Genomic DNA, 23,980 nt, shown 5'->3' with positions numbered 1-23,980 from the left:
GGGCGGCCCGCGCGGAAGAAGAGCTGCACAGGTGGTTCAGCTCGAACTTTAATGTGGAAGTGCACGCCTACGTGAAAAACGGCAAGTACTGCGTGGTGAACAACACCTACGAGCCCCAGCTTACCACCGTGTACAAAGGCGATGGCAGCTGCTTTGAGCTGGCCATGGAGGCAAACGAGATCAAATGGTACGAGATCGGCTGATACCGCCGGTTTTGCCAAAGGAGAATATAATGATGGAGCCATCCCTGACGTTTTCATCTCTGGACACTCTGATCGGGGATTTCGGCCCCGCCGCAACGATTCCCGATTTGCTGGGTGAGATCAATGTGCAGAACCGAACCCGGTTCGATTTGGACGACGATGATGAACTCTTTGAAGGGTACGGGCAGCGGCGAACGTCTTTTCCTTACCCGCAGAGGAATTGCTATACCCGCGCGGTGCATGCGGGCAAGGTAAAAACGGCCGTGCTGGAAAACGACTATATCCAGGCAACGTTCCTCCCGGAATTTGGCGGCAGATTGTGGAAGCTTGTGGATAAAAGCACCGGGCGAGATCTGCTTTATACGAACGATGTGATCCGCCCCAGCAACCTGGCGTTGTGCAACGCTTGGTTTTCCGGCGGCGTGGAGTGGAATATCGGCGTGATTGGGCACTCCCCACACACGGCGGAGCCGCTCTTTACCGCGACGCTGCGTGGGCCCGGCAACGCGCCGATGCTGCGCATGTACGAATATGAGCGCGTGCGCGGCGTGACTTACCAGATGGATTTCTGGCTGGGAGCGGACGACTGTTTTCTCAATTGCCGCATCCGTATCGACAATTCATCGTCCGACACGGTGCCCATGTACTGGTGGAGCAATATCGCCGTGCCGGAACACAAAGGCGGCCGGATTGCCGTCAATGCAAAAGAAGCCTATACCAATGGCGCAGAGAGCGTATACAAAACGGCGCTGCCCCAGGCGGACGGCCTGGACGTGACCCGCTACAACGATATCCCGCTCTCGGACGATTATTTCTTTAACATCCCCAAAACCGCGGAAAAGTATATTTTGCACGTGGACGCAGCCGGCTACGGCTTAATGCAGCTCTCTACCGAGCGCCTGCGGGGGCGCAAGCTGTTTACCTGGGGACATTCGGACGGCTCCGCCCGCTGGCAGGAATTCCTGACGGAAAACGGGGGGCCGTACATCGAGATACAGGCGGGTCTTGGCAAAACACAGTTCGGCTGCGTGCCCATGCCCGCCCATACCGCGTGGGAATGGCTTGAGCAATACGGGCCGGTGCAGCTTGCCAAAGAGCAGATCCTGCTGCCCTTTGATGCATTTATTGCGCAGGCAACCGAGCTTGTGGCCCAAGAGATGGAAAAACGCCATCCGCAGCGGGTATTGGCGGACACGAAAGCTTTGGCAAAAACCCCGGGGACGGTTGTGCAGCACGGCAGCAGCTTCGGCGCATTGGCCAATGTGTGCCGCGAAAGCCAAGGAGAAGGGCGATTGCCCCCCTGGCTCGACTTTGGCGCCTGCGATGAAAAAACACACCGCTGGGAGCAATTCGTGCGCACTGGTTTGTTGGAAGCGCCCTGCCCGGAGCAGGCCCCGGACGCTTTTATGATTGACGACTGCTTTTTCGGCCTGTTGCAGGCGGCAGCCGCGTGCGAGGAGAAAGCTAACTGGTATGTTTTGTATCAGTTGGGCCTGGGATGGTTTGTGCGGGGCGATATGCAGCGCGCGGAGAACTGCCTGGTCCACAGCCTCGCGATGGCAGACAGCGCGTGGGCGCGCCATGCGTTGGCAGCAGTCTATCTGGGCGGGCAACGCCCCGCTTTGGCAGCCAAGCAGGCGGCACAGGGCCTTGCGCTGCGTCAAACCGACCTTTCCTACTGCAAGGAGGCCTGCCGCATCCTACTGCAGGCAAGGGCCTGTTCCGAATTGGCCGTGCTTTACCCATGCCTTCCCCAACAGATTCAAGAAGACACGCGCATCCGCTTCGATTATATCCTTGCGCTGAAGGTCCTGGGGCGGTATGAGGAGGCGTTCGCCTTGCTGACGCAGGACGGCGGGCTGGAACTCGCCGACATCCGGGAGGGAGAGGCCCTGGTCGACGAGCTCTACTGTGAGCTTTACGAAAAGGTCTATGACAGAAAGACCGGCATCCCACATCGCTTCCATTTCAGGACACACGACCCGAAAATCAGTGAAAAAAGCTTTGCCACAAAAGCATAAAAGCTTTCGGTAAATTTTCATAAAAACCGTCCGGAATATGAAAGGAGACCAAGATGAAAAAGAAGTCCATGCTTACAAAGTTGTGTGCAAGCCTTCTCAGCGTCACCCTGACAACGGCATTTCTCTTTTCCGCAACACCCCTTGCTTACGCACAGCAGCTGCAGCCGCCGGGAGACTCTTTGGGGGCCGAGGGGAATGTTGTTGCGGCCACTGACCCTGTGCCCGCAGAGACGACGGAATCTGTGATGCCGGAAGTGGATGAAGCTTCCTCGGCGGACTCGCTGCCGCCGGTCGGCGAAGCTGAACCCACCAGTATTGCCCAGGACCCTGTTCCGGTATCTTCAGAGCCCCACAGCGTCTCCCCGCAAGAGTCTGTTTTACCGGATAGCAGCACGCTGCCCGAAACGGCTGCGCCCGCAGGGCAGCCTGCACCTCAAAGCCCTCCGGTCGTTTTTGCTCTTGCGTCCGGGACCCCGGGCGGCGCGGCCGGCAATGTGATTTCCCATCAGGCTTTCAACGATGCCACTTCCCTGACAAACTTTACGGACCTTTTGGGGGGAGGCCGTACCTTGTCGTTGGGAGCAGCGCAGACGGCCCATGCCGAGGGCAGCGGCGGCGACGCACTGTTCCTTTACAGCACACAGGAGCGCAGCGTGTGCAACGGCGTTGTAGCCGTTGACATCAGCACTGGCAGCGCATATCGCTGCGGGGTCATGTTCCGGGCTGTGGATGCGGACACTTACAGCTGGGTCGGTTTTGATAACAGCGGCACACTGCGCATCCGTGAAAAAACCGGCGGTCAGGAAAGTGATATCCTGCTCAACGGGAAAAGCATTCCCCAGCAATTTACTTTGCAGGTGGAATACTGGCAAGATAATTTGAAGATCCTTATTGACGGGACTTCCATCTATGACGGTGTGCGCCCACTGGTAAATAAATATGCTGCTTCCGCCAACGCGCCCGCCGAAGGCAAATGCGGGCTTGTGGGATGGAGCATATTCAATGTCGATTTTGACAATTTATATGTTTGCGAGTATGCCCCCACCGTGACGGGCGTATCGGCGGCAGGCTTGATTGAATCGACCGTAGATGGTTCGGCGATCCGTTTGGTTTTTGCTGCGGACACCGATCTGTCGAGCCTCGTCCTGAATTTCGAGACATCTCCCCAAGGGGCGACCGCCTCCCCCACCGGGGCACAGGACCTGCTGGGCAAAACGGTGGACTACACCTTGTCGCTGGCGCAGGGAGGAAGCCGCGTTTATCATGTGTCTGCCTCCAGAATGGCGGCCGGCAGCTACCTGAACCCATTCGACGGCAGCAATAATCAAACACTGATCGATAGCCTTCAGGACATCCATTCCGATGCGAGCGGTATAAAAATGACACACACGAATGGACAAGTATACAGCACGACGAATACAGGCTCAGGAAATCATCTTTGGATGGACACCAATAGCCCCAGCGCAGAAAGCGGCTTTGCCGCTGTCGACTACAGTGAGAATGCCAGTCAATGGCGCACAGGCCTTTTGCTGCGGGCGCAGGACGGGCAGAACTACACCTGGGTTGGCATACAGAGCAGCAATTCACTGCGCATCCGTGAGTGCCTTGGCGGTACAGAGAAAGATATCATCGAATCCATTACGCTTCCCGGAAGCAAATTCACGCTGAAAGCCGCTTATTTTGAAGATGAACTGGCGATTTATGCAGGAGATGTACTTCTCTATCAGGGCCCGAGGCCGCACAAAAAAGAAAACACCGCGCAGCCCGCAGGCCAGGGAAAAATCGGTATGATGGGCTGGGATCACACCGGCACCGCCTTTGATAACCTGCGCTTCGAGCCGTTTGCGCCTTTTTTAACGGAAGTCGGAACGACCGGCACTATAACCGGGACGGCCGTGACTTTCGTCGAGCCGGAAGGCACTGATCTGGCCCATTATACTCCGGCGCTGACCGCCTTTCCCCAGAGCGCCGTGATATCACCCGCCGGGCCACAGGATTTTTCCACACAGGAGGCGCAGCAAAACGGCCTGCCTTATACAGTTACAGCCGGCGGCGTCTCTACGCAATATCAGATTAAAGTGACGACGGCGGCGGGTCAGTTGATGGTGCTGGAGAACACCGATGTTCGCATCGAACTGAACAAGGCCTTCCCTACGGTATATCGTTATCGCCTGAAAGGGAATGATACGGTGTTTGGCGGCGCGGCATTAACGCAAAACACTGTAAAAATCAATGGGAGCGCGTATACCCCGCAGAATGTGACTGTCACCTCCGAACCGGCAAACAAGGCCGTGCAGTATCATGTGGAAATATCCGGTGTATCGGTTGGTACTGAAACAAAAGCCGTTTCGTTTGATGTCCGTTATACGCTGTCCGGTAGTGAGCTTGCCATGACGATCGGCAATGTGACGGGCGATGTGGAAAATCAGCGTTTTCAGATCACCTTGGACGCGCCGGTCATTACGCTGGCAGGCTCCGAACCGGATGCCAAAATCGCTTATGGCGGCGTAAACGGGAACGGCGGTAGCGGAGTAAAAGCGATCAGCGGCGGTTCACTGAACACGGGCAGTGTCAGCTGGCCGTTCCTCGCAAGCAGTCATGCCGCAGCCGCCGTATATACGCAGGACCAGTGGAACCGCCCTTATACGGTCAAAATCAGTGGGGGCAACGGAGAAATATGGTCCGACGGGTACTATCATCGCATGGCAGATGGCGTGCGCCCCATCAAGGACGCAGAGAACGGACTTACGACCGAAATTATCTATCGGCAGACCGTATATTTATGTGCCGATGCAAACGGCAATGGCACAGTGGACTGGCAGGACGCCGCCCTTTGGACCCGCACACAGATCCCACAAATGCCACAGAGCGTGCGCAACTTCTTTAACGGCGGAGGCTGGGCTCAGACTCACGCGGCCTTCCCCGGCAACGGCCAGGCGGGTTATGTAGGCAATTATAAAGGCTTTACCACCGTTTATTCAACGATTGACCAGCTGCTGGAGGTACAACGGCAAATCTATCATTTGACCGACGGGATGGGTAAATTCACGATGGAAGTCGTGGGCTGGAATGGCCGCGGGCACGACTATGGCTGGCCGAATATCAACGAGGTCACGTTTAACCCCGCCTTGGGAACGGAGGCCAACTTCCGGGCGGCACAAACCGCGATCCAGCAATACGGGGGAGATTTGAGCTTCCATACCAATATGAGCGATATGACGGATAACAGTGCCTCCTATCTGCGGAATACGGCACAAAGCCCTTATGGCAATGGTTCCTCCAATACAAACCAGAGATCGTATGGCTCCAACGTGTTTGGGTGGAACGCCTGGTTCATCAGCCACTTCAAGGACCTGCCCTATGCGCTGAACCGGCAGGATGCATTTATTGGCGCCGGCGGACGTTTTCTTGCTCCGCAATTTTTGTATTCTGATGTGATGCTGGACAAACCGGCCAGCCAGCTTGGAACAACGGCTGCCGACGAGCAATACGCAAAGTTCCGGTTGACCGATCACTATCGTACGCTTGGCAGTTCCCTTGCCACGGAATATTATTATTCAGAGAAACGTACCGGCGGCTTATTCCTGATGAAAAACTATTCCAGCCCCAGCCTTGTAGATCAGTTCATCAATGCCGGGCAAACGATTTTTAACGACACGAGAAACGTAAACGTTCAGGCTCAGGATTATATTTGGGCCAGTCTGTACAGTGATACCTACCGTGACGGCAACCTGAACGTAGCAAGCACCGGCGCCGGCAATGCTGCCGCGCTGGATCAGGTGGAGGAACTGTTCCTGCTGGGTTACGTAAATGGATTTGTGGCACAGCACGGCCTCTTGTCTTATGGTACCGATGCAGCCGGGCAGTTCACGCAGTGGGGTGACGGCGTGCAATACCGGGTCAGCGGGAATACACTGACGGTCACGAAAAACGGAAAAACGGTTGCCTTGCTCAAACTTGCAAACGGCAGGATCACAGGCGACTGTTTTGTACCGGCCTATCATGACGCTTCCAAACGCATTTTTGCTTACAGCTCTGCCGGTGGTGCAAAAACGTGGGATATCCCCGCCGATGTTTCTGCCCAAAACTTTAAGCTGTATCGGCTCACGGAAAGCGGGCGGGTCTTTGTGGACGAGTTGAGCAAAACGGCCGGACAGATATCTTTCCAGGCCGATGCCGGCGTGGGCTATGTATTGGACTACACGGGCGCGGCGCGGCCGGCGGATGCCGTTGAAAATTTGGCGCTGACCGCCAAGGTTACGGCGAGCTCGAATCAGCAGCGCGCTTCCTGGAAGGAGGATGCCAAGGGAAAGCCGGTGGCCTCGGAAGATCTGTACATAAAAAAAGGCGACTTGACCGGCAGCGAGAGTGATACCTGGGCAACCGGAAACGATGCCTTACTGAAAAACCTCACCGGCGCCATGCTGAAAGAGGGCGACGCGCGGTATCTGCGCTATCATCGTTTCGTGATCAGCGGCTTTGCCGCCGACGGCGTGGAGGACACCTATTGGATGCCTGCCGCCTCGGACGCGAGCCCGGTGCTGCACTTCGAACTTGCCGGCCCGCGCAGCCTGGCTTCTTTCCAGCTTGATTACAGCCTGGATACCGCCGGTAAAACGCTTGAAGTACGGATTACGGATGAGAATGGCCGGGTGCTGTACAGCGGCCCTGCTGCAAGCGGTACAGCCTACACACTTTCACCGATTGCCGAGACCCACACAATAAATCTTGCGTTCACCAACGCCGTCAGTTCCGATCATTTAAAACTCAGGGAAGCGACGCTTTTGAGCAGCACTTCCGCCGCATCGTAACTGATTTTCCTCCCCGTCCAATGTGATTTGTAAATAAACCGGATACCGCCGCAGAATGATTCTGCGGCGGTATCCGATAGGAGGTTTTTGATGGGACCCGAATCGTTGAAAGAGCAAATATGCGATGTCTGCCACAAGATGTGGCAGCTTGGCTGGGTGGCGGCCAACGACGGCAATGTGTCGGCGCGCCTTTCGGACGGCAGCATCCTGTGTACCCCCACAGGCATGAGCAAAAGCTTCATCACACCGGAAAAGCTGATCCGCATTGACGCCCAGGGCCGCGTGCTGGAAGCGGCGGGAGACCTGCGGCCCTCCAGCGAGATCAAGATGCACCTGCGCTGCTATGAAAAGCGGCCGGACGTGGGCAGCGTACTTCACGCCCATCCTCCGGGAGCCACAGGCTTTGCGGTGGCGCACCGGCCCATGGACATGTACAACATGATTGAGGACGTGGCCGTGCTCGGCAGTGTGCCGCTGACACCCTATGGCACCCCCAGCACCGCCGAGGTGCCAAACGCCATCGAACCCTATTTGCAGGAGCACGACGTGATGCTGCTGGAAAACCACGGGGCCTTGGCCGTAGGCAGCGATGTGCTGACGGCCTTTTATCGCATGGAGAGCCTGGAACTTTGGGCGAAGATCACCATCAACGCGATCCTGCTGGGCGGAAGCCGCGACATCAGCCGGGAAAATATCGACAAACTGATTGCCCTGCGTGACTACTATGGGGTGACGGGCCGCCATCCCGGCTATAAAAAATATCCGGAGCGGGAAGAGGACGCGCCCACAGACATATAAGGAGATGAGGATATGCTGAAAGATATCCCGCCCGTCCTGTCACCGGCGCTTTTGAAAGCGCTGGCAGAGATGGGGCACGGCGATGAGATGGTTCTGGCGGACGGCAATTTTCCGGCCGAGAGTGTGGGACGGGATGCCGTTGTGGTGCGTGCCGACGGCCACGGTGTGCCGGAACTTTTGGACGCAGTGTTGCGTCTGATGCCATTGGATCAATATTCCGAAAATCCGGCAGCTCTGATGGAGGTGGTGCCTGGTGACCCCGTAAAGCCGGAAATTTGGGCCACGTATCTGAAGATCCTGCAAAAGTATGAGCCGCAGCACTGTGGTGTTGAGTGGATCGAACGCTTTGCCTTTTACGAGCGGGCCAAAAAGGCACGGGTAATCGTTGCCACGGGCGAGACTGCCATCTATGCAAACATCCTGCTAAAAAAGGGCGTGGTGCGATGAGAGGAAAAAGAGCCGTGCTGGCTTTTGATCTGGGCGCGTCGTCCGGACGCGCAGTGCTGGGCACCTACTTAGAGGGAAAACTGCGCTATCAGGAAGTGCACCGCTTTGAAAACCTGCCGGTGGAGCGGGGCGGCGCGCTGTGCTGGGACTTTGACACACTTTTTTCCGAGGTGCAAAAGGGGATTTGCAAGGCAGGACCGGTAGACAGCCTGGCCTTTGATACCTGGGGGGTGGATTTCGGGCTGCTGGACAGTGAGGGACGCATGTTGGGCCCACCGGTACACTACCGGGATGCGCGCACGCAGGGCATGGTGGAAGCGGCGTTGGCGCAAATCCCGGCAGACTGCCTTTACGCCTATACGGGCAATCAGATCATGGCTATCAACACGCTGTTCCAGTTGCTGGCCGTGCAAAAAAAGCAGCCGGAGTTATGGGCGCGGGCAAAGACGCTGCTGTTCATGCCGGATTTATTCGCCTGGCGGTTGTGCGGCGAAGCCGTGTGCGAGACGAGCATCGCCTCCACCAGTCAGATGTTGAACCCGGATTCCCAGGTGTGGAGCCTGCCGGTGCTGAACGCTTTCGCCATCCCCCAGACCCTGTTCGCACGGCCCGTGAAAAGCGGAACTGTTATCGGCACCGCAGTCTGTAACGGCGGCACGGCAAAGGTGATCGCGGCGGCGGGGCATGATACCCAGTGCGCCGTGGCAGCGCTGCCCACCAACGAAGGAAATACGGCTTTTTTATCCTGCGGAACCTGGAGCCTTTTGGGCTGCGAGCTGGACGCGCCCGTCCTTACGCAGCGCAGCCGCCTGCTTGAGCTCTCCAACGAAAGGGGTGCAAACGGCAGGATCAACTACTTAAAAAACATCATTGGCCTCTGGCTCATCCAAGAGAGCCGGCGGCAGTGGCGGCGGCAGGGCCGAGAGTATTCCTATGCCGAGCTGGAAAAGCAGGCGCTGGACGCGCCGCCTTTCCAAAGCTTTATCGATCCGGACGCGCCAGTGTTCGCGTCCCCAGGCGACATCCCCCTCCGCGTCCAGGAATTCTGCCGCCGCACCCGGCAGCCCGTGCCAAGCTCGGTGGGCGAAGTTATGCGCTGCATTTATGAGAGCCTGGCACTCAAGTATCGGTATGCACTCGACCAGCTCACTGCCGCCACGGGCATAAACTTTAAGGCGCTGCATGTGCTGGGCGGAGGCGCCAAGGATAAGCTGCTGTGCCAAATGGCGGCGGACAGCTGTGGTATCACCGTTGTGGCGGGGCCCGTAGAGGCCACGGCACTGGGCAATCTCATCATACAGCTGGTCGCGCTGCGGGCCCTGCCGGACCTGGCGGCTGGGCGCCGGATGCTCGCGCAGAGCGAGGCGCTCATGCAATACCAGCCAACGGATAAGGGGAAGTGGGAAGTAGCCTACAGGACTTACCGAAATATTTTGAAGGAGTGATCGATATGTTGTATCCCAAGATTGGCATTCGACCCGTGATCGATGGGCGCTGGGGCGGCGTGCGCGAGAGCCTGGAGACCCAGACGATGAACATGGCACGCAGCGCCGCGAAGCTCATCGGGGAAAACCTCAAATACCCCGACGGCACGCCGGTGCAGTGTGTGATTGGCTGCACTACTATCGGCGGCGGCGCCGAGGCAGCCCGCGTGGCCGAGCAATTCAGCACCGAGAACGTGGTGGGCACGCTGTCGGTTACGCCCTGCTGGTGCTATGGCACCGAGACCTTCGACACGGATCCCGCCACCGCCAAGGCCGTATGGGGCTTCAACGGCACCGAGCGCCCCGGCGCGGTGTATCTGGCCGCCGTGCTGGCGGCCCACGCCCAGCGCGGCTTGCCGGCCTTTTCCATCTATGGCCGCAACGTGCAGGACGCAACCGACGCTTCGATCCCCGCCGACGTGGCGGAGAAAATTTTGCGCTTTGCCCGGGGCGCGGTCGCCCTGGGCTGGATGAGGAACAAGGCGTTTGTTAATATCGGCGCGGTGGCCATGGGCATTGCCGGCAGCTACTGCGACGCGGACGTGCTGCAGAAATACCTGGGCCTGCGCGCCGAGTGGGTGGACGAGGTGGAGATCCTGCGGCGCATCACACTGGGCATCTACGACGCAGAGGAGTATGAGAAAGCACTTGCCTGGGTGAAGGCCAACTGCCGCGAGGGCTTTGACAAAAACGCCGGCAAGGAGCTGCCGGCGGTCATCACCCGCTCGAAAGTGATCCCCGCCGGCAAGGATTGGGAGTTCATCGTGAAGATGACGTTGGTCATGCGCGATATTTTGTACGGCAACGAAAAATTGGCCGGGCTGGGCTGGCACGAGGAGGCACTGGGGCGAGGAGCCGTGGCGGGCGGCTTCCAGGGGCAGCGCCAGTGGACCGACTGGCTGCCCAACGCGGACTTCACCGAGGCCATTCTGGCCTCCACTTTCGACTGGAACGGCCCCAAGGCCCCCACGCCCTTTGCCACCGAGAACGACACCTGCAACGGCGTCTCTATGCTGCTGGGCACCTTGATCTCCGGGACGGCCCCCTGCTTTCACGACGTGCGCACCTACTGGAGCCCCGAGGCCTGTGAGCGGGTGACCGGCCTGCGCCCCGCGGGCGTGGCGGAAAACGGCTTCATCCACCTCATCAACTCGGGCGCCACGGCGCTGGACGGTAGCGGGGCGTCCAAAAATGCTGGGGGCGAGGGCTGCATGAAGCCCTTCTGGGAGATGACCGAGGCCGACCGCGCCGCCTGCCTTGCGGCCACCGACTGGTGCCGGGCAGATTATGAATACTTCCGCGGCGGCGGCTTTTCGAGCCACTTTCGCTGCCGGGCCGAGATGCCGGTGACCCTGCTGCGTTTCAACATCGTGCAGGGCGTGGGGCCCGTGCTTCAGCTCGCCGAGGGATGGACGGCCGATCTGCCGGACCAGATCCACAACGCAATCGACAGGCGCACCGACCCCACCTGGCCCACCACCTGGTTTGCCCCCCGCCTGACGGGCGAAGGCGCGTTCCGAGACGTGTACAGTGTGATGGCGAACTGGGGCGCAAACCACGGTGTGACCGTATACGGTCATGTGGGCGCCGACCTCATTACCTTGGCCAGTATGCTGCGCATCCCCGTGACCATGCATAACGTGCCAAGCGAAAAGGTGTACCGTCCCCACGCTTGGTCCAGCTTTGGCACCGAAGACGCCCAGGCCGCTGACTATGCCGCTTGCAAAGCCTACGGGCCACTTTATCGCTGAATGTGAGATAGGTGCCGGGAAGTAAACAAAAATCTATGATGGAGACGGCCATGACGATACCTGAGTTTGCAAAATGATAGGTTTTTAAGAATCTCAGCGATAGAAATGCTCGTGTCGCATAGATCCCCAAAATCGTCAAGATTTGACGAAACATAGAAAAAGGCGCTTTCCCCATCATCTGCGGGGAAAGCGCCTTTTTCAAGTAAGCCTGTTCCTTCGGTATTTTGAATTCGCTGAAGTGTTCCTATGCAGCGGCTTCGTGTGCGCCAGATCACGGTTTGCACAAAGGCAAAGACCTTGTGGGTGAAATTTTCCATATTAGCAACTGTATTAGCAAAACCAAAATTTTCAGGAATGTTCTTCACGACGATCGGACCAAAAATAAATTCTCAGTTTTGCGAAAAACGCATTCTATAAATAACAAAAGGCAGAAAGATATTAGCAAAAACAAAAATACCGCAGCTCCGCAAAACCGCAGTGCTAAGCCGTTCTTTGACACTTCACAGGGCATGTGAACCACTGACCTTTTGGATTCGTTTTCCTTTTGGAAAATAAAAAAACAACCCCCCGCGGGCTTTAAGCCTGCAGGGAGCTGTTGGTGCGCTGGAAGGGATTCGAACCCCCGACCTTTTGGTTCGTAGCCAAACACTCTATCCAACTGAGCTACCAGCGCAAGTGCAAGGTATATACTATCATTCGGGCGGGGTTTTGTCAATGGATTTTCGAAAAAAACTTTTTTGCCCGGGAAATTAAAAATGCACATGCACAATATGTTCCACCAGGATCTACCTTATTATAATAGATATGGGGGAAAGGCGCGCAGAGCCCCGCTTTTGCAGGATCTGGGAGGGGCGTAAAATCCTGTGAAGTTTACAAAACACGTTGACAAATTTAGCAGAATAAAGTATCATATCCTTATATCTGTACGCAGACGGTGAACTTTGCCAGCGCCGCCGCGTTCTTTTTTTCGCAAAGTTGTATGCGGCACACGGTCAATCGTGTACGCCTGCGCACAGAGCATCCGTTTTGCCGCCCGACTGCGGCGGTGGGAAAGAAGCAAGACAAGGAGTGAAACGGAATGGCCAAATACGCCATTAAGCGCATCTTCCTGGGGCTGCTGACCTTGTTCATTGTGGCAACCCTCACCTTTTTCCTCATGAATGCGGTGCCGGGCGGCCCCTTCGTGGCGGAAAAATCCATCAGCCCCGCGGCACAGGCGGCTTTGGAGGCAAAGTACAACCTGGATAAGCCGATCCTGGAGCGGTATGGCATTTACATGAGCGACCTTATGCACGGCGACATGGGGCCCAGCCTGAAGCAGCGCGGCCGTGATGTGAGCACGATCATTTCCACCAAATTCCCCGTGTCGGCCAGGCTGGCGCTGTGGGCCGTGGCCGTGGCCGTGTGCGTGGGCATCCCCATTGGGTGCCTGGCGGCCTATCACCGGGGCAAGTGGGCGGATAACGCCATCATCTTTTTTGCCACCTGCGGCATTGCGGTGCCGAGTTTTGTGACGAGTACGATACTGATCTATTCGTTTGGGCTGAAGCTGGGGTGGCTGCCGACCATCGGCCTGAGCGGGCCGCTGAACTACATCATGCCGGTGACCGCCCTGGCGTTCTACCCCACCGCGTACATAGCCCGGCTGATGCGCTCGAGCCTTTTGGACGTGATGGGCCAGGATTACATGCGCACCGCCAAGGCGAAGGGCGTTTCGAATTTCAAGACCCTATTCAAGCACGCGCTGCGCAACGCCATTTTGCCGGTGGTCACTTACGTGGGCCCGATGCTGGCCCAGCTGCTGACCGGCAGCTTTGTGGTGGAAAAGATCTTTACCATCCCGGGGCTCGGCAAGGAGTTCGTCTCGGCCATCACCAACCGGGACTACACCATGATCATGGGCACCACCATCTTCCTGGCGTTCCTGGTCATTACCGCAAACGTGGTGGTCGATATCGTGTACAAGTTCATCGACCCGCGCATCAAGCTGAAGTGAGGAGGATACGGCAATGGATATGAAAAAGAATCCTTTGAGCTTTCAGCTCAAGCTGGACCCGGAGGACTTTCTGCCCGCCACCAAAAACGAGCAGGAGCAGCTGGTGGTCATGCGGGAGAGCGTGAGCTTTTGGAAGGACGGCATGCGCCGGTTCCGCAAAAACAAGGTGGCCATGGTGAGCCTGATCGTGATCGTGATCATCATGATCTTTGCGTTCATCGTGCCCTCGTTCTACCCCTACACCTACCGGGACCAGATCCGCGGCTCGGAAAACCTGGCTCCCATGGAGTACTCGGAGCAAGAGCTTGCGCGCATTGAGGCGGGCGAGAGCGTGTTCCCCCACATCTGCGGCACTGACAAGCTGGGCCGCGACTACGCCATCCGCCTGATGCTGGGCGCCCGCATCAGCCTGCTGGTGGGCCTGGTGGCGAGCTTCCTGATTTTGATCATCGGGTCGATCTACGGGTCGATCTCGGCCTTCTTCGGCGGCTGGGTGGATATGATCATGATGCGCATTACGGACATTATTTACACGATCCCGGATATACTGCTGATCATATTGATCTCGTTTGCGCTGAAGGACAACCTGCAGGCGCTGGCCGCAACGCCGGCCTTTAAATGGCTGAACACCCTGGGGCCAAACCTTGTGTCGATCTTCATCGTGTTTGCGCTGCTGTACTGGGTGAGCATGGCCCGCATCGTGCGCAGCCAGGTGCTGGCCCTGAAGGAAGCCGAATATGTGACCGCCGCCCGGGCGCTGGGCGCCTCGAACGGGCGGATCATCAAAAAACACCTGCTGACCAACTGCATCGGCACCCTGATCGTGACCACCACCCTGCAGATCCCCTCGTCGATCTTTACCGAGAGCTTTATGAGCTTTTTGGGCATCGGCGTGGCGGTGCCCCTGCCGAGCCTTGGCAGCCTTGCCACCGACGCGCTGAACGGCATGAACACCTACCCGTACCTGCTGTTTTTGCCCGCCATTCTGATCAGCGTGATCATTTTGAGCTTTAACCTGCTGGGCGACGGCCTGCGGGACGCCTTTGACCCCAAACTGAAGGACTGACGGAAAGGAGAAGCGGCAATGAGCGAAATTTTACTGGACATCAAAAACGAGCGCCTCTCCTTTTTCACCCCGGCGGGCGAGGTGAAAGCGCTGAACGACGTGTCGTTTTCCATGAAGCAGGGCGAGGTGCTGGGCATCGTGGGCGAATCCGGCTCGGGCAAATCCGTGACCGCCTACAGCCTGATGGGCCTGACCGCCTTCCCCGGCAAGCTGATCGGCGGCACCCTGCACTTCAACGGCCATGAAGTGGAAAAGATGAGCGAGAAGGAGTTCCGCAAGATGCGGGGCGAAGAGGTCTCGATCATCTTCCAGGACCCCATGACCAGCCTGAACCCGGTGTACACCATTGGCAACCAGATCGAAGAGATGGTGCGCCTGCACACCGACAAGGACAAAAAGCAGGCCCGGGAGCGGGCCAAGGAGCTGCTGGAGCTGGTGGGCATCAACGAGCCTGAAAAGCGCCTGAAGCAGTATCCCCACGAGCTTTCGGGCGGCATGCGCCAGCGGGTGATGATCGCCATTGCCCTGGCCTGTGAGCCCAAGCTGCTGATCGCCGACGAGCCCACCACCGCGCTGGACGTGACCATTCAGGCCCAGATCCTGGAGCTGATGATGGAGCTGCGCGAGAAGATGGGCATGAGCATCATCATGATCACCCATGACCTTGGGGTGGTGGCCAACATGTGCGAAAAGATCGCCGTGATGTATGCCGGCAAGATCGTGGAATATGGCACCACCGACGAGATCTTTTACAACCCCCAGCACGAGTATACCAAGGGCCTGATCAACTCGATCCCCAAGCTCAACCAAAAAGAGAAGGAGCGCCTGGTGCCGATTGAGGGCAGCCCGGTGGACATGCTGAACCCCCCGGCCGGCTGCCCCTTTGCCCCCCGCTGCCGCAGCTGCATGAAGATCTGCCTGCGGGAGATGCCCCCCCGCACCGAGCTTTCAGACACGCACTACACCCAGTGCTGGCTGCTGCAAAAGGCGGAATTTGAGGCCGAAGGAGGGAACGCCCAATGAGCGAAGTGAAAAAGCTGGTAGAAGTGCAGCACCTGCAGCAGCACTTCCCTGCCGGAGGCGTGGGCAAAAAGCGCAAGGTCGTGCAGGCTGTGGACGATGTGAGCTTTTACATCAACAAGGGCGAAACCCTGGGCCTTGTGGGCGAATCCGGCTGCGGCAAAACGACCACCGGCCGCACCCTGCTGCGCCTGTATGAGCCCACCGACGGCCGCATTATTTATGACGGCCAGGTGATCTTTGACTCCGGCAAGCTGCCGGACTCGAAGAAAAAGGTGGCCGTGGATATGCTGCCCTACCGCCGCCGCATGCAGATCGTGTTCCAGGACCCCTATGCCTCGCTGGACCCCCGCATGACCATCGGCGACATTGTGGGCGAGGCCATTGACATTCACAAGCTGGCCGCAAACACCCAGGAACGCCACGACCGCATCATCTCGATGCTGGAACGGGTGGGCCTGAACTCGGAGCACGCCAACCGCTACCCCCACGAATTTTCGGGCGGGCAGCGCCAGCGGGTGGGCATTGCCCGCGCCCTGGCGGTGGACCCGGAGTTCATTGTGTGCGACGAGCCGGTCTCTGCGCTGGACGTTTCGATTCAGGCGCAGGTGGTGAACATGTTCGAGGACCTGCAAAACGAGATGGGCCTGACCTACCTGTTTATCGCCCACGACCTTTCGGTGGTGAAGCACATTTCCAGCCGCATCGGCGTGATGTATCTGGGCAAGCTGGTGGAGCTGGCCGACAGCTACGAGCTGACCTTCCACAGCGTGCACCCCTACACCCGCAGCCTGATCTCGGCGATCCCGGTGGCCGACCCCAAGGCGGCCCGGGAGTCGCAGCGGATTGTGCTGGAGGGCGACGTGCCCAGCCCCCTGGACCCGCCCAGCGGCTGCCGGTTCCGCACCCGCTGCCCCTACGCGGACGAGCAGTGCGCGGCCGAGACGCCCGCGTTCAAGGAGGTTGCCAGCGGCCACTGGGCTGCCTGCCACCACCTGGACCGGGTAAAATAAGGCTTTTGTTTCAGACAAAAGGCCCCCGCAGCCGGCAGTTCCGGGCTGTGGGGGCCTTTTTGCGCAAAGGGCCCGGGAGCATTTGTGAGGGGTTTATAATATTTCACCGGCGGCACAAGAAAAAGCTATTAAAAAGATACAAATTTTTTACAAATCGCAATTTTGTATTGCGATTTACCTTTGTAAAGTGCTACAATACTTTACAAATCCTGCGGAATGCAAGCAAGTGTTCGCAGCAGGAAAACACTCTTGGACCTTTTCAGTAAACCGGCCGGGCGGAAAAGGCTCTCACCCAAAAAGGGGTACCCCTTTTTGCTGTTGCAGGAACTTCCTGCAACAAAGAGCGCTGAAGCCCCAGGGAAACCGGAGGGGACGAGTGGGAAAGAACATTACTTAGGAGGACGCAACCATGAAAAAGATGTTAGCCCTGGTCATGGCAGCCTGCATGGCGCTGAGCCTGGCCGCCTGCGGCGGCAACACCAGTACCCCGACGGGTTCCACCCCGGCGGGCGATTCCACCCCGGCTTCCGGCAGCACCACCGGCGCTTCCGGCGTGACCGTGCAGATCGGGCCCAACCCCGAGACCATCGACCCCGCGCTGAACAGCGCCATCGACGGCGCCAACATGCTGATCACCTTCTTTGAGCCCCTGCTCATTGTGGATGAGAACAACACCGTGCAGCCCGGCCAGGCCGAGAAGTACGAAGTGAGCGAGGACGGCCTGACCTGGACCTTTACCCTGCGCGACGGCCTGAAATGGTCCGATGGCACCGACATGACCGCGGAAGACTTTGTTTACACCTTCCAGCGCGTGGCCGACGTGAACACCGCGGCCCCTTATGCCGCCACCGCCGTGGGCATGATCAAGGGCTTTGACGACGCCCAGGGCAACCCGGACGCCGAGGGCAACCCCACCACCGAGCCGGACGCCACCAAGCTGGCTGTTTCGGCCCCGGACGCCAAGACCTTTGTGGTGGAGCTGGCCTACCCCTGCACCTACTTTGACAAGCTGGCTGCGTTCGCCACCCTGAGCCCCGTGCAGAAGGCCACCGTGGACGCCAACGGCGACAGCTGGGCCACCGCCCCTGAGAGCTATGTGTGCAACGGCCCCTACATGATCGACGAGTGGACCGTGGGCGAGAAGATCGTTGCCAAGAAGAACCCCAACTACAAGGGCGGCTGGGATACCAGCAAGATCGTGTCCGACACCATCACCTTCCTGCTGATCGAGGACTCCACCGCTTCCTACACCGCTTACCAGAGCGGCCAGGCCCAGCTGGTGAAGGACGTTCCCACCGAGGAGATCCCCAGCCTGAAGAAGGCCGAGGATGGCGGCGACTTCTATGTGGATCCCATCATGGGCACCTACTACCTGAGCATGCAGACCCAGAAGGCCCCCTTCAACGACGTGAACGTGCGCAAGGCCCTGAGCCTGGCCATCGACCGCGATTTTGTGGCCAACACCCTGATGCAGGGCACCTACAGCCCCGCCTACACCCTGACCGGCCCCGGCATCACCGATGCGGACGGCAAGAGCGCCTACATGGATAAGTCCAGCACCGAGTACCTGCCCACCGATTACGAGACCTCCAAGAAGATGGCCCAGGAGGCTTTGGCCGCGGCCGGCTACCCGAACGGCGAGGGCTTCCCCGCCATCACCTACTCCACCAACGACGCCGGTTACCACAAGGTGGTCGCCGAGTACCTGCAGCAGTGCTACCAGGAAGTTCTGGGCATCACCCTGAACGTGGAAGTGGTGGAATGGGGCTCCTTTACCCCGCTGCGCCGCGCCGGCGATTACGAGATGAGCCGCAACGGCTGGGTCTTTGACTACAACGACCCCTCCAGCATGCTGGAGCTGTTCATGACCGGCAACGGCAACAACGACGGCAAGTACTCCAACGCCACCTATGACCAGCTGATGAAAGACACCCAGATCGCCGATGTGGAGCAGCGCTTTGCGAACCTGCACAAGGCTGAGGACGCCGCCATGGCCGATTACGCCATGATCCCGGTGGCCTACTACAACGACTTCTGGCTGCAGAGCCCCACCCTGAAGGGCAGCTGGCACAGCCCCTACGGCTACTGGTACCTGCAGTACGCCTACGTTGAGGGCTAAACAGCCGCTTCGGAGCGCATAAAAACCCACAAGAACCCCCGCCGCAATTTCTGCGGCGGGGGTTCTTTGCACCCTTGCCCAGGGGGGAAGGCGCAGGGGCATTTTGACAAAAACAGCCGCAGCGGGATTTGCGCGGCAAACGGCGCGCCCGAAGCTGGGGCGGCAGGCGGATTCGGATAAAAAATCTGCCCGGCAATTTGCGGAAAAGGACTTGTGCAAAATTTGCTCCGCTACTATAATAAAGGAAAAGCTGTGCGCGGGCCGGAGCGCCCGCCGCTGAAAAGAGGGAAAGCAAAATGCTGGAAATCAAGATTGAAAAGAACAAGCAGCCAAAAGAAAAGCCCGCCGACGAAACGCGGCTCGGTTTTGGAAAGCTGTTTACCGACCACATGTTCCTGATGGATTACACCGAGGGCCAGGGCTGGCACGACCCGTGCATCCTGCCCTATGGGCCCCTGGCCATGGACCCGGCCACCACGGTGTTCCACTATGCCCAGGAGGTGTTCGAGGGCATGAAGGCCTACCGCACCGCCGAGGGAGAGGTGCAGCTGTTCCGCCCCGAGTGCAACGGCCAGCGCATGGTGGACACCTGCGAGCGCATGTGCATCCCCGCCATCCCGGTGGAGGACTACGTGCAGGCGGTGGCGGCCCTTGTGGACCTGGAGCGGGATTGGGTGCCCCACGCGGACGGCGCCAGCCTGTACATCCGGCCGTTCATCATCGGCACCGACGTGGGGCTGGGGGTGCACGCCTCCAAGAGCTACAAGTTCATCATCATCTGCTCGCCCTCGGGCGCGTACTATGCCGAGGGGATCAACCCGGTGCGCATTTATGTGGAGGACGAGTACATCCGCGCCGCGCCCGGCCTGACCGGCTTCTGCAAGTGCGGTGGAAACTACGCGGCTTCCATCAAGGCGGGCGCGCTGGCCGAGGAAAAGGGCTTTGCCCAGGTGCTGTGGCTGGACGGCGTGGAGAAGAAGTACGTGGAAGAAGTGGGCAGCATGAACATTATGTTCAAGATCGGCGGCAAGGTGTACACCGCCGCCTGCACCGGCACGGTGTTGCCCGGCGTGACCCGCCGCAGCTGCATTGAGTTGTGCAGGGATTGGGGCTATGAGGTGGTGGAAGGCCCCCTGGCCATTGCCGATGTGATGGCCGCCGCCCGCGAGGGCAGGCTGGAAGAGGTGTTCGGCACCGGCACCGCGGCGGTGATCAGCCCGGTGGGTGAGCTGGTTTGGAAGGACGAGCAGGCGGTGATCGGGGAAGGAAAGATCGGCCCCCTGACCCAGAAGCTGTACGACACCCTGACCGGCATCCAGTGGGGCAAGCTGCCCGATGAGAAAGGCTGGACCTGCAGGGTATAACAAAACGACCGGCGCCGGCCGCACGAAAAAGGAGGACGACCCATGGCAAAACTGAAAAACGGGGGCTTTGCAGTGAGCGTGGAGGAGGAAGAGCTGCTGTGGCAGGACCGCAAGCGCATTCTGGGGCTGCCCATCAGCTTTACCCGCTACAGGCTCACCGCCGCGAAGCTGCTGATCAACGTGGGGCTTTTAAACCTGCGGGAGGAGGAAATCCGCCTGTACCGGGTGCGTGACCTGCGCCTGACCCAAACGCTGGCCGACCGGCTGTTCGGGGTGGGAACCATCTGTGTGGAAAGTGCGGACGCCTCCATGCCGCATGTGCACCTGAAGCATGTGAAGAACCCCCGCAAGGTCAAGGAGGTGCTCTCGGCCGGTGTGGAGGAGAGCCGCCGCCGCAACGGCATCCGCGCCACCGAGATCGTGAGCGGGCCCATGGGCCACGAGGACGGCGAAGCGCCCACAGGGGACGGGGGGCTGTTCCCGGACGCGGACCAGAACGGGGTGGACGACCGGCTGGAATGAACCCCGGCCGCACAGCAAACAAAAAGCCGGGCTGCACAGCGGAGCGTTCCGCCTTGCAGCCCGGCCTGGTTTTTATGGGGCGAAGAACAAGAGGTCAGCCCGGCAGGGTGTTCAGCACCGCCTGGGCGATGGCCGCGCCCTCGGCCCAAAGGGCCTGGGGGTCGGCGCAGGACTCGTATTCCTGCGGGCTGCTGACAAAGCCTGTTTCCAGCAGCACCGCGGGGCAGATGTTGGAGCGGGTGACGTAGAAGTAATTGTAGAAGGTGCCCCGGGCCTCGCGGCCGGTGGCGGCAGTGACCCCGGCCACCAGGTTTTCCGCCAGGGATTTGCCCTCGGTGTAGAACCAGTAGCACTCGGTGCCCATGAGGGTGGTGGCGTCTTTATTCAGGGCGGTGCTGTTGTGGTGGACCGCGATGAAAAAGTCCGGCTTTGCCGCGTTGAGCATTTCGACCCGCTCGCCCAGCTCGTAGAATACGTCGGTATCACGGGTCATGAGCACGGTGGCGCCCAGCTGTTCCAGCCGGTAGCGGGCCGCCAGCGAGGCCGCGAGGTTTAGGTCCTTTTCCTGGGGAAAGTCTGGATCCGGGCTGCCCACCGCGCCCATGTCCGTGTCGCCGTGGCCGGGGTCCAGCATGACCGTGACGCCGGCGAGCGGCTTTGCAGGGTCGGCGCCGCGCCGGGGGCTGTGCTTCAGGGCGACGCGGGTGGTGCCGCCCTCGAGATAATCCACATGGTAGCCCCAAAGGGGATCCACCTCGTTGAAGGTGAAGGTGAGGGCGAAGCCGTGCTCGCCCATCTCGCTGGCCACGGTGGCGCCGCCGAAGCCGAAGTCGGCGGGCAGCTCGCCGTTAAAAGAGGCCGAATAGAAGTTGAGGGTGAGAACATTCCCCTCCCAGGTGTGGGTATACAGGGGGGTGCCGCTGCCCGTGAAGGTGAGGTATTCCACGTTGCCCTCGGCGGAGTGGGAGGCGCCGGTGAAGGCGGCGTCCGGCGTGCCGGGGGGCAGAAGCTCGCAGTCCTTGGCGAGGATGTAGGAGCCGTTCTGGAGCTGATAGGCATAGGTGTTTTTGCCGCTGCGGGTAAAGGCAACGCTGTTTGCCACCTCGGCCACCGCGCCCTTGTAGGCGGTCATGGTGATGGAATCGTCGTTGTTATACTGGCTGAGCTGGCTGGCCAGGGTGGCGGTGACCCGCAGCTTCTGGCCCCACTGGGCGGGCACGCTGCCGTCCGGCCGGGCAGCGCCGGCGCCCCCGCCGCCGGCCCCCTTGCGCACCGTGATGGTGACGGTCTCGCCGCCCTGCACGGCGGAATAGTTGTTTTCGCCCGCCTCCAGGGGGAGGGTGACGCCCCAGACCCCCTTGGCGCCCTGGTAGGTCACGGGCTGGCCGTTCACGGTGACCGGCTGGGAGGGGTCGGAGGTGCCGATGAGAAAGATCTCGTCGCCATAGGCGGGGGGCGCGGGGTCGGGCGAGACGATGGCCAGGGTCTGGGGGATCTGCTTTTCCATGAGCGCGGGCAGGTCCCCGCCATCCAGGTAGCTGAGCAGCAGGGCGGCGTTGGAGCCGCCGGCCACCAGGTCCGCCAGATCGCCCAGCACCAGGCCCCGGCCGGGGTTGAGCTGGTAGGCGGCGGCCAACACGCCGGGATCGGCGTCCATCCGCAGAAGGTCCGGCGCGTCGGAATAGGCGGTGTAGGTGCGCACCCCCAGGCTGCCGCCGGTGGTCTGGCTGTAGACCGTGAGCTTGTAGTGGGAAGCGGCGTCGGCCAGCCACTGGGGCAGCTCGCCCTCATCCAGAATGGCGGTGCCCCAGTCGTCGGTGGCCAGCAGCGCCACCTGCATGCTGCGGGCCCTGGCCTCCTTGATCAGCAGCTTGAGGGGGTCGAACTTGTTCAAAAACTTGTCGCTGGCCTGTACCGCCGGGGCAAGCTGCGGGGCCATCTCGTCCCGGGTGGGGGCGCGCAGCAGGGTGTCGGCCGCGCTGCGGCCGCCGCTCACCCGGCCGCTGAGCAGCACCGTGGTGGCGCCCTGGGCGGCGGCTTCGTCCAGGGTGCTGGCAATGTACGCCTCCTGCGCGTCCCGCTCTTTTTCCGAGGAGAAGTAGCTGCTCCAGCTTGCCGACAGCTCCACGGCCCGCACATCCCCCAGCGAGCGCATATCCGGCCCGGCGGCGCCGGCGACGCTTTTTACCAGCAGCACCGCCAGCCATACCAGCAGCCCCAAGGCCGCCAGCGCCAGCAGGCACACGGCGGCCGCCAGAAGGCGGCGGGTCTTGCGTTTGGTTTTCATGGTTCTCTCCCCCTTTGTGGTGCGTGGCTTGTCGAATCTGGTTCCATTATAGCATAAAACCGGAACACCGGGTATGAAAGTTCTGTTAAGCCCAGGTTCCATTATATGGCCATGCCCGCTGTTTTTTGACCTTGGGATATGGTATACTTAAAAAATCGGGGCACACGCGCGCCCCGGAAAGAGAGGGGCGTTTTTGCAGATGAAAGTACCAGCCAAAGGCTTTACCCACGGGGGCAAATTCCACGCGGACGACGTGTTCGCCACGGCGCTGCTGCGCATTCTTCGGCCGGATTTTGCCGTGACCCGGGGCTTTGAGGTGCCCGAGGGGTTTGAGGGCATTGTGTACGACATCGGCGACGGCATGTTCGACCACCACTCGGCCGACCGGGCCCTGCGCCCGGGTGGGGTGCCCTATGCGGCCTTTGGCCTTTTGTGGAAGGTGTTCGGCGCGCAGCTGGTGGGGGAAAACCAGGCCCGCCTGCTGGACGAGAATTTTGTGCAGCCGCTGGACCTGAACGACAACACCGGCGCGGACTGCCTTTTGGCGGACGCCATCGGCGGGTTCAACCCCCTTTGGGACTCGCACGACGACCCGGACGCCTGCTTTGCAAGGGCGGTGGAGTTTGCGCAGGTGATTTTGCAGAACAACCTGGACGCGGCCAACGCGGTGAACCGGGCCGACGCCCTGGTGCAGAAGGCCTACCGGAACATGCGGGACGGGATCGTGGTGCTGCCCTGCTACGCGCCCTGGAAAAACGCGCTGTACCGCACGGACGCGCTGTTTGTGGTGTACCCCAGCCAGCGGGGCGGCTGGGCGGCCCAGTGTGTGAACGACCGGCTTACCAAGCGGCCGAAACGCCCGTTCCCCCAGGGCTGGGCCGGGCAGCCGCCCGAGGTGCTGGCACAGCGAAGCGGCCTTGCGGGCCTGCGCTTTTGCCACGCCAGCCGCTTTTTGATCACAGCCGACACCAAGGAGACCGCCCTGGCCGCCTGCCGCCAGGTGCTGGGTTTGCAATAAACGGCGGCGCAAACTCGTTTTGAAACATAAAGGCGCAAAAAGCGCCGGTCAGGAAGGAAG

At 59.9% G+C, this 23,980-nt stretch carries 16 protein-coding genes and 1 tRNA gene; 15 read left to right on the top strand and 2 right to left on the bottom strand.

What is annotated here, in order from left to right; all coding sequences use genetic code 11:
• The 7 genes from ACMLHZ_RS04595 to ACMLHZ_RS04565 all read left to right on the top strand — a co-directional run.
• On the top strand, window positions 1-203 hold a 203-nt coding region (locus ACMLHZ_RS04595; protein ID WP_418666615.1), incomplete at its 5' end, for a 1,3-beta-galactosyl-N-acetylhexosamine phosphorylase C-terminal domain-containing protein.
• A gap of 29 nt (window positions 204-232) precedes the next feature.
• Complete coding sequence (locus ACMLHZ_RS04590; protein WP_418666614.1) at window positions 233-2,224, top strand: DUF5107 domain-containing protein; 1,992 nt, start codon at window positions 233-235, stop codon at window positions 2,222-2,224.
• A 53-nt stretch (window positions 2,225-2,277) separates the two neighbouring features.
• Complete coding sequence (locus ACMLHZ_RS04585) at window positions 2,278-7,035, top strand: hypothetical protein (RefSeq protein ID WP_418666613.1); 4,758 nt, start codon at window positions 2,278-2,280, stop codon at window positions 7,033-7,035.
• Between the two features lie 90 nt (window positions 7,036-7,125).
• Window positions 7,126-7,833, top strand: a complete 708-nt coding sequence (locus ACMLHZ_RS04580) for a class II aldolase/adducin family protein (RefSeq protein WP_418666612.1) — start codon at window positions 7,126-7,128, stop codon at window positions 7,831-7,833.
• A gap of 12 nt (window positions 7,834-7,845) precedes the next feature.
• Entirely contained in the window at window positions 7,846-8,280 is a 435-nt protein-coding gene (gene fucU / locus ACMLHZ_RS04575) for an L-fucose mutarotase (protein WP_418666611.1), read from the top strand.
• Complete coding sequence (locus tag ACMLHZ_RS04570; protein WP_418666610.1) at window positions 8,277-9,725, top strand: rhamnulokinase; 1,449 nt, start codon at window positions 8,277-8,279, stop codon at window positions 9,723-9,725. The genes fucU and ACMLHZ_RS04570 overlap by 4 nt, the downstream gene beginning before the upstream one ends.
• A 5-nt stretch (window positions 9,726-9,730) precedes the next feature.
• Window positions 9,731-11,515, top strand: a complete 1,785-nt coding sequence (locus tag ACMLHZ_RS04565; RefSeq protein ID WP_418666609.1) for an L-fucose isomerase — start codon at window positions 9,731-9,733, stop codon at window positions 11,513-11,515.
• Window positions 11,516-12,111: 596 nt separating this feature from the next.
• Here ACMLHZ_RS04565 and ACMLHZ_RS04560 read toward each other — a convergent pair.
• Window positions 12,112-12,188, bottom strand: a tRNA-Arg gene (locus ACMLHZ_RS04560).
• Window positions 12,189-12,593: 405 nt separating this feature from the next.
• Between ACMLHZ_RS04560 and ACMLHZ_RS04555 the strand changes: the two genes are divergently transcribed.
• The 7 genes from ACMLHZ_RS04555 to ACMLHZ_RS04525 all read left to right on the top strand — a co-directional run bounded on the left by ACMLHZ_RS04555 (window position 12,594) and on the right by ACMLHZ_RS04525 (window position 20,615).
• Entirely contained in the window at window positions 12,594-13,511 is a 918-nt protein-coding gene (locus ACMLHZ_RS04555; protein WP_418666608.1) for an ABC transporter permease, read from the top strand.
• A 19-nt stretch (window positions 13,512-13,530) separates the two neighbouring features.
• The gene (locus ACMLHZ_RS04550; RefSeq protein WP_418666616.1) at window positions 13,531-14,577 is read left to right on the top strand and encodes an ABC transporter permease; all 1,047 of its coding nucleotides are present in this window, start codon (window positions 13,531-13,533) and stop codon (window positions 14,575-14,577) included.
• Between the two features lie 18 nt (window positions 14,578-14,595).
• Window positions 14,596-15,600, top strand: coding sequence for an ABC transporter ATP-binding protein (locus ACMLHZ_RS04545; protein ID WP_177562753.1), 1,005 nt, complete (start codon window positions 14,596-14,598; stop codon window positions 15,598-15,600).
• Entirely contained in the window at window positions 15,597-16,610 is a 1,014-nt protein-coding gene (locus ACMLHZ_RS04540) for an ABC transporter ATP-binding protein (RefSeq protein WP_418456215.1), read from the top strand. Before ACMLHZ_RS04545 ends, ACMLHZ_RS04540 begins: the two co-directional genes overlap by 4 nt.
• A 409-nt stretch (window positions 16,611-17,019) precedes the next feature.
• A complete protein-coding gene (locus ACMLHZ_RS04535; protein ID WP_418666607.1) occupies window positions 17,020-18,729 on the top strand; it encodes an ABC transporter substrate-binding protein in 1,710 nt (569 codons plus the stop codon).
• Window positions 18,730-19,025: 296 nt separating this feature from the next.
• Entirely contained in the window at window positions 19,026-20,093 is a 1,068-nt protein-coding gene (locus tag ACMLHZ_RS04530) for a branched-chain amino acid aminotransferase (RefSeq protein ID WP_418666606.1), read from the top strand.
• Between the two features lie 42 nt (window positions 20,094-20,135).
• Window positions 20,136-20,615, top strand: a complete 480-nt coding sequence (locus ACMLHZ_RS04525; protein WP_418666605.1) for a PH domain-containing protein — start codon at window positions 20,136-20,138, stop codon at window positions 20,613-20,615.
• A 94-nt stretch (window positions 20,616-20,709) separates the two neighbouring features.
• Here the strand turns inward: ACMLHZ_RS04525 and ACMLHZ_RS04520 are convergent, their stop codons facing one another.
• Window positions 20,710-22,902, bottom strand: a complete 2,193-nt coding sequence (locus ACMLHZ_RS04520; RefSeq protein ID WP_418666604.1) for an N-acetylmuramoyl-L-alanine amidase family protein — start codon at window positions 22,900-22,902, stop codon at window positions 20,710-20,712.
• Window positions 22,903-23,101: 199 nt separating this feature from the next.
• Here ACMLHZ_RS04520 and ACMLHZ_RS04515 point away from each other — a divergent pair, with 199 nt between their 5' ends.
• Complete coding sequence (locus ACMLHZ_RS04515) at window positions 23,102-23,920, top strand: MYG1 family protein (protein ID WP_418666603.1); 819 nt, start codon at window positions 23,102-23,104, stop codon at window positions 23,918-23,920.
• The last annotated feature ends 60 nt before the right edge of the window (window positions 23,921-23,980 follow it).

Origin of the sequence: Allofournierella sp., from assembly GCF_048388525.1 — a bacterium.
In the GTDB taxonomy this organism is placed as follows: Bacteria; Bacillota; Clostridia; order Oscillospirales; family Ruminococcaceae; genus BQOK01.
The sequence above is the reverse complement of the archived record's forward strand: the minus strand, read 5'-3'. Positions and strand labels throughout refer to the sequence as shown.